This window comes from Candidatus Hepatincolaceae symbiont of Strigamia maritima (assembly GCF_055505085.1).
Genome location: NZ_DBKDTU010000115.1, coordinates 1 through 10,773, shown reverse-complemented (window position 1 = coordinate 10,773; position 10,773 = coordinate 1). Strand labels below are relative to the sequence as shown.

Annotated in this window: 13 protein-coding genes; 3 read left to right on the top strand and 10 right to left on the bottom strand. The window is 29.6% G+C overall.

What is annotated here, in order from left to right; all coding sequences use genetic code 11:
• The 3 genes from ACQCX0_RS02855 to ACQCX0_RS02845 all read left to right on the top strand — a co-directional run.
• Positions 1-241, top strand: a 241-nt coding sequence (locus ACQCX0_RS02855; protein ID WP_462562659.1) for a phage tail sheath C-terminal domain-containing protein, incomplete at its 5' end; no start/stop codon positions are given.
• 114 nt (positions 242-355) lie between these two features.
• Positions 356-604 (top strand): hypothetical protein, encoded by a 249-nt coding sequence (locus tag ACQCX0_RS02850; RefSeq protein ID WP_462562658.1) that lies wholly within the window; start codon positions 356-358, stop codon positions 602-604.
• Positions 605-791: 187 nt separating this feature from the next.
• Complete coding sequence (locus ACQCX0_RS02845; RefSeq protein WP_462562657.1) at positions 792-1,526, top strand: hypothetical protein; 735 nt, start codon at positions 792-794, stop codon at positions 1,524-1,526.
• 309 nt (positions 1,527-1,835) lie between these two features.
• Here ACQCX0_RS02845 and ACQCX0_RS02840 read toward each other — a convergent pair whose 3' ends face one another.
• From ACQCX0_RS02840 to ACQCX0_RS02795, 10 genes are all read right to left on the bottom strand, one after another.
• Positions 1,836-3,584, bottom strand: a complete 1,749-nt coding sequence (locus ACQCX0_RS02840; RefSeq protein ID WP_462562656.1) for a proton-conducting transporter transmembrane domain-containing protein — start codon at positions 3,582-3,584, stop codon at positions 1,836-1,838.
• A 262-nt stretch (positions 3,585-3,846) separates the two neighbouring features.
• Positions 3,847-5,319, bottom strand: a complete 1,473-nt coding sequence (locus ACQCX0_RS02835) for a proton-conducting transporter transmembrane domain-containing protein (protein WP_462562655.1) — start codon at positions 5,317-5,319, stop codon at positions 3,847-3,849.
• Positions 5,320-5,324: 5 nt separating this feature from the next.
• Positions 5,325-6,827: a proton-conducting transporter transmembrane domain-containing protein gene (locus ACQCX0_RS02830; protein WP_462562654.1), complete on the bottom strand. Its 1,503-nt coding sequence runs from the start codon at positions 6,825-6,827 to the stop codon at positions 5,325-5,327.
• Between the two features lie 4 nt (positions 6,828-6,831).
• Positions 6,832-7,617, bottom strand: a complete 786-nt coding sequence (locus ACQCX0_RS02825) for a cation:proton antiporter subunit C (protein ID WP_462562653.1) — start codon at positions 7,615-7,617, stop codon at positions 6,832-6,834.
• Positions 7,614-7,844, bottom strand: coding sequence for a hypothetical protein (locus ACQCX0_RS02820; RefSeq protein WP_462562652.1), 231 nt, complete (start codon positions 7,842-7,844; stop codon positions 7,614-7,616). Before ACQCX0_RS02820 ends, ACQCX0_RS02825 begins: the two co-directional genes overlap by 4 nt.
• A complete protein-coding gene (locus ACQCX0_RS02815; RefSeq protein WP_462562651.1) occupies positions 7,841-8,404 on the bottom strand; it encodes a Na(+)/H(+) antiporter subunit B in 564 nt (187 codons plus the stop codon). Before ACQCX0_RS02815 ends, ACQCX0_RS02820 begins: the two co-directional genes overlap by 4 nt.
• Positions 8,405-8,526: 122 nt before the next feature.
• On the bottom strand, positions 8,527-9,078 hold the full coding sequence (locus ACQCX0_RS02810; RefSeq protein WP_462562650.1) for a DUF4040 domain-containing protein: 552 nt from the start codon (positions 9,076-9,078) through the stop codon (positions 8,527-8,529).
• Positions 9,079-9,080: 2 nt separating this feature from the next.
• Positions 9,081-9,770, bottom strand: coding sequence for a cation:proton antiporter (locus tag ACQCX0_RS02805; protein WP_462562649.1), 690 nt, complete (start codon positions 9,768-9,770; stop codon positions 9,081-9,083).
• A 3-nt stretch (positions 9,771-9,773) separates the two neighbouring features.
• On the bottom strand, positions 9,774-10,058 hold the full coding sequence (locus ACQCX0_RS02800) for a monovalent cation/H+ antiporter complex subunit F (RefSeq protein ID WP_462562648.1): 285 nt from the start codon (positions 10,056-10,058) through the stop codon (positions 9,774-9,776).
• A 1-nt stretch (position 10,059) separates the two neighbouring features.
• Complete coding sequence (locus ACQCX0_RS02795; protein WP_462562647.1) at positions 10,060-10,677, bottom strand: Na+/H+ antiporter subunit E; 618 nt, start codon at positions 10,675-10,677, stop codon at positions 10,060-10,062.
• Between the last annotated feature and the right edge of the window lie 96 nt (positions 10,678-10,773).

Genomic DNA, 10,773 nt, shown 5'->3' with positions numbered 1-10,773 from the left:
CTCCCCTTCTAAAGATACCAAGTGGCATTTTATAAGTGTTAGAAGAACTGTAGATACAATCTATGATGCACTGGAAAGTAATTTAAGTTGGGCAATAGATATGCCATTTAATAAGAACTTAATTACAGATATTCAAACTAATATGCAGAACTTTATTACAAGATTAAAAGCACAAGGAGCAACACTTGGTGGTCAAGTTTGGGTAAATATAGCAGAAAAAAGACTGCAAAAAGTAGCGTAAAATAAAGGGTTGTGCGGAAAGATATATTTTTATATTCTTTCAGCTACACTTAACCCCACACCTAAGCTATTGTTCCAACATAAAATTAATAAACAAATTACGGAGAACAAAAAAATGGTAATAAGATGCTTATGGTTAGGTACAATTTTAAAAAAAGAAGAATTTAAAGATGCTGAAGAATATTTGAATAATCTTTTATCAATTAAATCTATTAAGACTACAACAACAAGAAAAGTAAAAGGATTATCAATAGTTTATTTCAATATAGAAGAAGATAGCGAAGTAAAAATATTAGCATTAAAGAGATTAAATACAAATGATATAAAATGGGAATCTGATTACCCGCAATATACACTAAAATAAAAAATTAACTTCAATAAAATTTTCATCTAAGGCTTTGTGATTAAAGTAGCAAAGTCTATTAATTTTGACCACCACAGATGTAGTATTTACAATAATTTAAGTTGTTTATAGCTTTTCTTATTAACTAATTATTAATTTGAGTTTATACTTATTTTATAATTTAAGTTGTATTAATAGGTAAAAGATAATGTTTGATTGTCCGTATTGTAAGGAAAAAGATTTCTTATTCGCTGATTATAGTAATGATACAAATCGATTAAATAAACTATTATCAGAATATTTTTTAGAGTATTTTACTAATCAAAAAACTAGACCATGTATTGAGTGTAACAATAAAGTTTATATAAGCTACTATTATGATAACGAGGTTTTCAGAGATGAATATATATATTTAACTAAAAATTACTATGAAAAAATCTATGATTTATATTCAGATTATTTAGTTCCAGATATTAAAGAATATTTACATGATGAGAATATGAAAATAAGATATCAAGATGCTAAATATACTTTAAATAATGAATTAATAAGCAATGAAGGTAAATGGAATTCTCTAAGACCACTAATAGAAGCATATATGGTTCATAGAACAGGAAAGGAAATAAATGAATTAAGCAAAACTATAAAGAATGATAAAGAATTACAACAAAATGTCAAAGATTTGTTAGGAAGTTTATTAAAAAATGGTGGTAACAACGGTGCTCACATTAAATTTGAAAAAAGTATTATATCTCCTCAACTAGGTTTAATGACATTAGAAGCTCTTTTCATAAGAGAATATAAGATACCTAAAATACAAGAAGATGCTAACATAGAATTACAAAAGAAAATTGATCTTGTACAACTAACCTTACAACAAAAGTCAAATAAAAATTTTAAACCAAGAGATAATAACAACATACAAGATGAAATTCCTTTTTAAATAAAAGACTTGATAAATGACACAACTATTAAATGTAAAATCCATTCTAATTATATTAATCTCGTTACAATAGAAAACTTAATTTAAGTCCTAACACAATGATTCTATTTTTTAAAATATAAACTTTAAACTTGACAAGTTATTTAATTTTATGTAGGCAATTTATTCCCATTATATCTGTCTCAAATTCCCATTTAATTTGTCCCGCTACATCTGCCATTTAATTTTTCCAGCTACATATTTAAATTGTAATTTGTATAATTTGCTGATTTTATGTGTCCCTAGAAAGATTTACTGTCTTAAAGTCAGTTATATTATTAATATACTTAAAACTACACCAAAAAATATTAGAATTACTAAAAATGATACAGCCACCGGACCTAATTGCTTAGAGATAGATTCTATTTTAGTAATAATTTTTGGTTGTATAGAGCTTTGAGTTTTAGGAAGATTATTAGGTACTTCCAAGATTGGATCTACTTTGTAGTTAAAAGTTAAATTCTTAAAAGGTGCAATCTCTACTTTAAATTTGGTTAATAACTTAAATAGTACTGCAAAAATAATTAAGGCTAATCCTACAGTTTGTAAGGCATGTAAAACATAATAACTATTAAAAATAAGATTCTGAGTAACTATTCCTACTAATACTACAACCCCTTGAATTGCTATTAAAAATAAAAAAATACTGCTAATTATTGTAGGGGAGAGCTTAAATTCAGAAAAAGGCAACTGTGGCTTTTTAAAACACAATAAATAAGGTAATCTAATTCCTATATTCAAAGCATTAGCAGCAGAAATAAACATTATAAAGTAATCTAGATAATTAATAGTTGAGAAACTTTTTATTTGGGAAGAAATCAGTGATTTTGCTACAAAACCAGCAGTGAGAGGGAATCCAAAAGAATTTAGAGCAACTATAATAAAAGCAAATCCTAAGAAATAATTTTTATAGAAAACTCCTACCATTTTATTTAAGGTTTCGGTTTTAGCTTTATAAATAGCAATTCCAATTAATAAAAACAATAAACTTTTATATAAAATATGACTAAAAGCATTAATAGTTACTCCTATATGCAGAGTTTGGGTATTAAGACTTAAAACTATAATCATTAAGCCTAATTGTTGAATTAAGGCATAACTAAGGATTTTTCTTACATTCATAGTAAGTACTGAAAAAATAATACCATAAATTGCAATTATACCTCCTATTACCACTAAAGAGACATCCCCTGAAAAGGTTTGCAATAATAAGAAAATAGCAACTTTAGTAGTAAAGGCTGATAAAAATATAGAACCAATCGGAGTTGCCGCAGCATATCCACTAATTAACCAGAGCGAGAACGGAGGAAAAGCTAAGTTAATAACAATACCGCTTAAAATCAGATACTTATAGAATGAAGGTAAATTAATTAAATTAATAGCCTCTATAATACTGAATTTCTGTACTAAAAAAACTATGCCTATCATTAATAAAATACCGCTAAGCATATGCATAATAGCATAGATTTTAGCAGCCCGCATAGAGAGATCATAATTTTTAGAGTTTTGCAGAATTATAAAAATTGCCGCTATTGCCAAGAGCTCCCATAGCACTAAAATAATAAATAAATTAGGTGTGAAAGTTGTTGCAATAGCACTACCTCCATAAATAAAGGCTAATCCTAATTCTTTATAGTTAACTGCTTTATGATGCATACCATAAGCCACACCTGATTGTAAAGTTATAGATTTCTCAGTTTTTAACTCATCAGCTTTCCTAGCTAATTTTAACCTTGAGTACCTAACCTCAGATACGGCTATAGCAAAAATTACTCCCAAACTTAATACAATCGCAAAAGCTAATGCAAAAATATAACCTAAATAATTAATTCTAATAATAGGGATCAGAAAGTTAGCATAGGAAATATTTAAAGTATCACCCAGTTTGCTATAAATTAACAATAATACACAAAGTATTGCTCCTGCTATAGCAACTACCTTATTTATAGTAGCTCTTTTATTAATTATTAAAATACCACCTATTACAAAAAGTAGTAAAATATAATTTAGATAATACATGTTTTAAGTACCTTTACTAATGTAACCACCTTTAAGGCGGATTCTTTGTCTTTACTCTGTTTTTTCCATCTATCGTAGAGCACTTTCTTTCTTCAAATTCTCTTTTTTAAGTTCTTTTATTCAAGCCTTTAAACAGACATCTCGTTCCACCTTTAAGCAAAACTACTATCACTTTTTTCTATCCCCCAACATAATAATCTCCTAAAATTAAGCTCTACTGCTAAAGCTCATACTTAAAAAAATAGCTACAAAACTAATCCTGCTATACAAACCTTAATATATTAATTAAGTGAGATGAATAAAAAAACAATAACACTGTAATTAATGCACTGATTAACATAGGGATACTCATAATAGGAATTTCTCTCACCTCATGTATCACTTCACTTGGACGTTCCATTTCTTTACCAAAGAAAGCTATAAAAAGTATCGGAAAAAAATACATAGTATTTAATACCGTAGATAAAATAATAGTAATCAGTGCAATAATATTATCAACTTCTAGTGCAGCACTAATTAATAACCATTTACTAATAAAAGTAGAAGTAAGAGGTAACCCTATCATCGCAAAAGCCCCGATACTAAAAGCTATCATAGTAAAAGGCATTTTTTTAGCTAGACCTCCCATCTCACTAATTCTTTGTTTATGAGCTAAAGCAATAATTGCTCCTGCTGCAAAAAACAGGGTAATTTTAGCAAAACCATGAAAAATCATATGCGTAGTTGCCGCTAGAACCGACTTCGGAGCCAACAATAATATTGCAAATAAAATATAAGAGAGTTGTGAAATTGTAGAATAAGCCAAACGTTTCTTTAAATTATCTTGTTTTAATGCTAGAATTGAAGCAAAAACTATGGTAAAAGCCGGCAACATCATTAAAAAATTAGGTAAATTTACTAATTGTAAAGCAACTTTTAGGTTATCTATGCCAATAATATAAACCATAACTTTAATAAAGGCAAACACTCCACTTTTTACCACCGCAACCGCATGCAAGAGGGCACTAACCGGAGTTGGGGCAACCATTGCCGCAGGTAACCAGGCATGCATGGGCATAATTGCCGACTTAGCAATGCCGAAGAGAAATAAAAGCACTATAACAATTAATAAATAGGGTGAAGTTTCATAAAAATTTAAACCACCGCTTGTAAAATTTAAACTCTCTGTTAAAAGCAGTACTAAAACTATTGCTGGTAAGAAAAATAACATAGAGCCGGATAATAACACACCTAAATAGGTTCTCCCGGATTTTTTAGCCAAAGCAGTACCGTTATGAGTTACTAAAGGGTAGGTACTTAAACTCAAGAGTTCATAAAATAAAAATAAACTAAAGAGGTTGCCCGAAAATGCTACACCTAGTGTTGCCGAAATAGCAATTGCAAAAAAAACAAAAAATCTAGTTTGATTATTAGTATGATGAGTCCGCACATAACCGCAAGCATATAAAGTAGTTAGAATCCATAAAAAACTTGCCATCAGTGCAAAAATTATCCCTAAACTATCTATGGCAAAGGCAATGCTTAGATCTTTATTAATTTTAATTACTTCCAAAGCACTTATAGAACTTAATGAGCTTTCCCTAAAAAGCAGATATACACAAGCAAAAGTTATAATAGTAAAAATTACCGAGATAATATCCCGAATTACGGGCATTTTATCTAAGAACGCAATTATTAAAGCTCCTATTAGGGGTACTGCTATAGTAATTAGTATAAATTCATTAGAAATCGTCATCATTTTTATCCGGTATTTAAGATATTCTGTGAGGCTTGCTCTGCAAATTTTGCTAAGGTATCAGCATGTAAGCCGAAATAAATATTTAAAATAACCAAAGCTAACACACTTAGATTCATTAATAAAGGAATGCTTTTTGGTACTGTATTATAGGCAGAAGTATATGTATTTGCTACAATGTCATGATTTTGGAACCACAGAGTTTCTAACATTTTAATTACATATAATAACGACATCAGTGAAGAAAGTATAATTATAACTCCGAAAAACCAAAAGCCATCACTAAAAATTGCACTAAATAAATACCATTTAGAAATAAAGCCCGCAGTTCCTGGTATCCCTATTAAACTTAGAGCTCCTACAATTAATGCTAAAAAAGTTATCGGTAATTGTGTGGCTTTTCCTGCTAACTCCCTTAAATTAGTAGTCCCAAAAGCTAGATAATAATTCCCCACAGCCATAAAAAGCATGCCTTTAATTAGGGCATGATTAAACAAATACAACAGAGCAGCAACAATACTCATTTCACTAAAGAGGGCAATTGCAAAAATCATGTAACCAATTTGTGCAATAGAGGAATAGGCTAATAATTCTTTTAAATCAGTTTGTTTAATTGCCCGATAAGATCCGATAAATATATTACATAATCCTAAAATCAGAAAAATATTAAGAATAATTAAAACCTTAGAACCAAGAAAGACACTAAAGGTACTCACTACAATTCTTAAGAATACATAAATCATCACCTTAGTAGCAGTAGCAGCTAAAAATACTGAGGTAGTAGCCGATGAATATCTATAAGCTTTGGGTAGCCAGGTAAATAATGGAAAAACTGCCATCTTTAAGGCCAATCCGGCAGTTATTAAAGTTAAAGCCAAAACTGTGGTATTAATATTCTCAATATTTTCTAGTCTCTGAGCAATATCAGCAATATTGAGTGTACCACTTAACATATAAAGAATTCCAATCCCTAAGACATAAAAACTAGCACCTAGAGTTCCTACAATTAAGTAATTAAAAGCTGAAACTAATGCCTGTTTATTCTTACCCATAGCAATAAGAATATAGGTAGACAAAGAGGAAATTTCTAAGAAGACAAATAAATTAAAAGCATCCCCAGTAATTACTATTCCTGAAAGACCGCTCACACATATTAAGTACACCGCATTAAAGATATGAGCTTTAGCTTGCATTTCTTCTTTTATAAGAGTTTTACCCCACAGAACGGCAATAAAAGACATAGCACTTACAATTAATAAGATAAAAGCAGTAAGTTTATCAACCTTATATTCTATACCGAAGGGAGCCGCAAAATTGCCGAAATAATAATGAATTGCTGAGTTATAATCATAGATAAACAATACTAAAAGTAGAGATATCCCTAAATTTATTAAGGTAGTTAGCAGGGTTATAATAATTGAGAAATTATAATTTCTCACTAAAATTAAAAAAGCCCCAATTATCAGGGGAATACATACTTGTAGCGGTAGTAATATTGCTATATCCATAGTTTTATTCTTCTGTTTCTTGGGTTGTGCCGGTTGATTTTGTTTTAGTTGATTTTTTCTGAACTGCCTTTGCCTGTTTTAAATTGGTCTGCTTTGATTTTTCCAAACTTGATGTTGCAGGGGCGATTTTTGCACTAAGTAGTTCTTCTCTACTTAATTTTTTTTTGGTTGTTTTTTCCTCACTGAGATTTTTCCTACTTAGTTTCTCTCCAATTACTGTTTCGGTATTTATTCTTTTCTCACTTATTGTATGTTCAGTGATATTTTCTACAGGTACATCCTGATTAACTATTAACTGCTCAGTAGCCTGCCCTACAAATATATTAGCATTATCACTATGAAGGTTACCTCGATCAACAACAGCTGTATATAAGGCAGTTGTACGAAGTACATTTGCCGTTGTGATTTCTTCATATTGCAGTTTTTTGCCCAAATCTACTTCATCTATAGTTTTATAGTTCTGATAAATTCTTACAACTAAAGCACAAGCTAAAGCCGTAGTAGCAATTCCCACCACAATTGCCGTAAGCATTAACACATGAAGAAGAGGATTTGAATATATAGTAGCATCATCCACATAAATAGGGGGTTTGCCGTGGAGAATTTTACTCATAGCCACATAAAAAATTACCACCGAACTTTGAATTAAGTTAAACCCTATAACTTTTCTAATTAGATTATGGCTACTAATTACTATATAAAACCCTATAAGCAGAATCATAACCGCAATAATATAAGGATAAATTCCTATTAACTTTTCCAATAAAGCTATCGTATTAAATTCTCTCAAAGGCTTTTTCTCCGCATACAGTGATTTTTTGGCATATAATAGTTTTTTTTGAGTAGAAGATTCTTTTGTATAGCTAATCCTTTTTTATCAAAAATAATTACCAAAGAACTCATTAAGCTACTGCCGTACTTTGAAAACATACTCTTTTGCGATTGAAGCATACCGCAAAACCAAGAAATTTTTACAGACCCCTGCTCAAAATCATTTACTACTAACTTACTAATCATGCTTTTTCCGTTAACTTATAAAACATAGTAATAATTAAAGACATAGAAGCAAATACACAAAATCCCACCCCTAATTCAATTGTTAATAAACCTAAATGCTGTCCTAATACTTTATCAGATGCCAAAACATCATACTCTAAAAAATTACCACCTAAAAACATACTAAGAAAGCCAGTACCTATATACATCACCACCCCCATCAGTAAAATTATTTTTAACAACCAAATCGGCATGAAAATTCTTACTTTTTGGGAATCAAACATAAAAAGCAATAAAATATATGATGCTGCAAAAATTACCCCTGCCTGAAAACCTCCTCCAGGGCTAATTTCTCCATGAAATTGCACATAAAATGCAAAAAACATCATTAAAGGCAGAATAAAAAAGATTGCAGTTACTAATAAAATATTTTGAGTAAAATATTTAGTATTATGTAATTTTACAATCCGTTCCTTCATACTTTCCATCTGTTTTTTTCCTTGGTCTCTTTCCTGATTAGATGTTTTTAATAACTGCTTTTTGGTTATATTTCTCTGTTGCTTGTTTTCTTTGTTATCCAATATCCACTCCTACATTGTGGTTCTTTTATCCCTTACTTTATTATCAAAAGGGTGTTTTCATGATTTTTTCTTATATTCTTTGCTCTATAGCTTTTTATTGTAAGAATTTTAACTCTCCGTCCCTAACGTGGGGGTTTATTAGTTTTTAATAAGGCATACACCCCTATGGCTGCAGTAAAAATCACCATAGTTTCTCCCATAGTATCAAAACCTCTGTAACTTCCCAGTATCATTGTTACAATATTAGGTACCTTATAAACATTATAACTCTCGGTAATATATTTCCAATAAATATCATTATTATAAGGATTATCTATTGCCATGAATTGCGGAGCATCTAATAATGCATAAATAAATAAAATACCGATAATTATTAAGAAAATAACTAATAGAATTTTCCCAAGCGGATTATATGCGGTTGGTTTCACCTTATGAGATCTGGTAAGAGTTACTGTTAAGAGTAATAGGGCAGTTGAAATTCCTACTCCCACTGCTGCTTCAGTAAAGGCTACATCTACGGCATCCATAAAAATATAAAATAACACACATAAAATAGAAAAGAGACTAGTATTAATTACGGCAATAAAATTACTAACTATACAATCCTTACAATAAGCTATATTAAAAGCAACCAACATACTCAGAACCAAAATTATCGCTGCAATAATTTCCATAATTAATTAATAGCTCCTATTTTAGTCATCTCTTCCGTAATATTTTGAATTTTTATTTTAAGATGTTTAGTTGCTGAGGGTTTAATTGCAATTTGGTTAGTTTCTACCTGTTGATTGTTAGTGGTTTTAGTTTTAAAGGTTTTAGTTTCAGAGGGCTCAATTATAGGAGATTTAGTTCTAGCAATTTTAATTTTAGAACTCTCTCGGATAATATTTTGCCTAGTAGAGATTTCCGGAACAGAGCTTTGCACAGTAGAGCTTGTAATGATAAAATTCATACGGATAGAACTCATATGTTGAGAACTGCTCAAAGATACTGTCTTAGAATTACTTGAATTAGAATTACTTGAATTAGAATTACTTGAATTAGAATTACTTGAATCAGGAAAACCATCCTTTGCGAGGTATGGTTTAATTTTAGAACCCAGAGCAACTCTTAAAAAAACATGGGTAATCGGAGCACTCATCCCTATTATTAAGCAAGTTAATAAAAAAACTTTCATACTAATTAAAGAAAAACCTGCTTTTAAAATCAAGCCTACAGAAATTCCGAAAATTCCCATAGTATCAATTAACCCCGTAGCATGTGCTCTGCTATAAACATCCGGTAATTTTAGCAATCCGATGGTGCCGATTACACAAAAAGTTAAACCAATAGCAAAACTACTATATACTAAGATGTCTATTAACATGGTTTATTTCTGCTCATTAGTATGTTTATGATTTTCTTCGTTATTTATTCTGATATATTTTCCGATAACTATTAAAGAAAGATAACTAAGTACCGCATAAATAATAGCTAAATCCAAATATTCAGCTCTATCTATATAAAAACAATAAACTACTATAAAAATAATAGCTAAACTATTAAAAGTATTGATTGCCTGAAGTTTCTCAAAACTGTTCTTATTATAAACAAATCTAAAAAATACCAAAATTAGGCAAACACACAAAACCGCCAAAGCAATTAAATAATACATATTATTTTTTTTCCTGACTTTTTGTTGTAGAGCTTCTCAAGCTTGTTATCTTATTTTCTTCCTTAGTCTCTGATTGCAGAGAATTTTCTGAATTTTCTGTTTCATAGGAAGACGTTTCAGCATTTACTACTTCTAACTCTTTAACTCGGTTATTAAAATCTAAGCTCATTACTCCTATCTTACTTTTACTATCTAAACAATGTATGGCTAATTGATGTTCATTTACTTCTAAGGTAATACTACCAGGAGTTAAGGTAATAGAATGTGCTAAAATTACTACTTCTTCCGGAACTTTGATATTATTTTCTATAATTACAACTGAAGGCTGTGCTTTATTAAATAAAATTACTCTAGCTACATTAATATTTGCTTTAATAACTTCTTTAAATAAAAAACCTAAGTAAAATATAAATTTTATAGGATGAATCTTAAATTCAGATTGTTTATTAAATAATTTATATGCTTTTTGGGTTAGAAAAGTTACTAAAATCAAGGAAATAATTCCTGGTACTAAGGGTAGGGTAGAAGTAACCCCAGAAAAAACTATCCAAAGAGTTATTAACCATACAAAAATTATCAACCCTCCTAAAATACGTCTTCTTCTAATGTCTCTAATCACACTAACACCTGTATATTATCTCAATTACTATTGATAGTGTATAAAATATTAAGAATATAGTCAATTATTTAATCTTACTTAAAACTAATATAATTA

Excerpts from the sequence above, each read along its gene's own strand:
- ACQCX0_RS02850 (WP_462562658.1), top strand. The coding sequence starts at position 356 with ATGGTAATAAGATGCTTATGGTTAGGTACAATTTTAAAAAAAGAAGAA.
- ACQCX0_RS02845 (WP_462562657.1), top strand. The coding sequence starts at position 792 with ATGTTTGATTGTCCGTATTGTAAGGAAAAAGATTTCTTATTCGCTGAT.
- ACQCX0_RS02840 (WP_462562656.1), bottom strand. The coding sequence starts at position 3,584 with ATGTATTATCTAAATTATATTTTACTACTTTTTGTAATAGGTGGTATT.
- ACQCX0_RS02835 (WP_462562655.1), bottom strand. The coding sequence starts at position 5,319 with ATGACGATTTCTAATGAATTTATACTAATTACTATAGCAGTACCCCTA.
- ACQCX0_RS02830 (WP_462562654.1), bottom strand. The coding sequence starts at position 6,827 with ATGGATATAGCAATATTACTACCGCTACAAGTATGTATTCCCCTGATA.
- ACQCX0_RS02820 (WP_462562652.1), bottom strand. The coding sequence starts at position 7,844 with ATGATTAGTAAGTTAGTAGTAAATGATTTTGAGCAGGGGTCTGTAAAA.
- ACQCX0_RS02810 (WP_462562650.1), bottom strand. The coding sequence starts at position 9,078 with ATGGAAATTATTGCAGCGATAATTTTGGTTCTGAGTATGTTGGTTGCT.
- ACQCX0_RS02805 (WP_462562649.1), bottom strand. The coding sequence starts at position 9,770 with ATGTTAATAGACATCTTAGTATATAGTAGTTTTGCTATTGGTTTAACT.
- ACQCX0_RS02800 (WP_462562648.1), bottom strand. The coding sequence starts at position 10,058 with ATGTATTATTTAATTGCTTTGGCGGTTTTGTGTGTTTGCCTAATTTTG.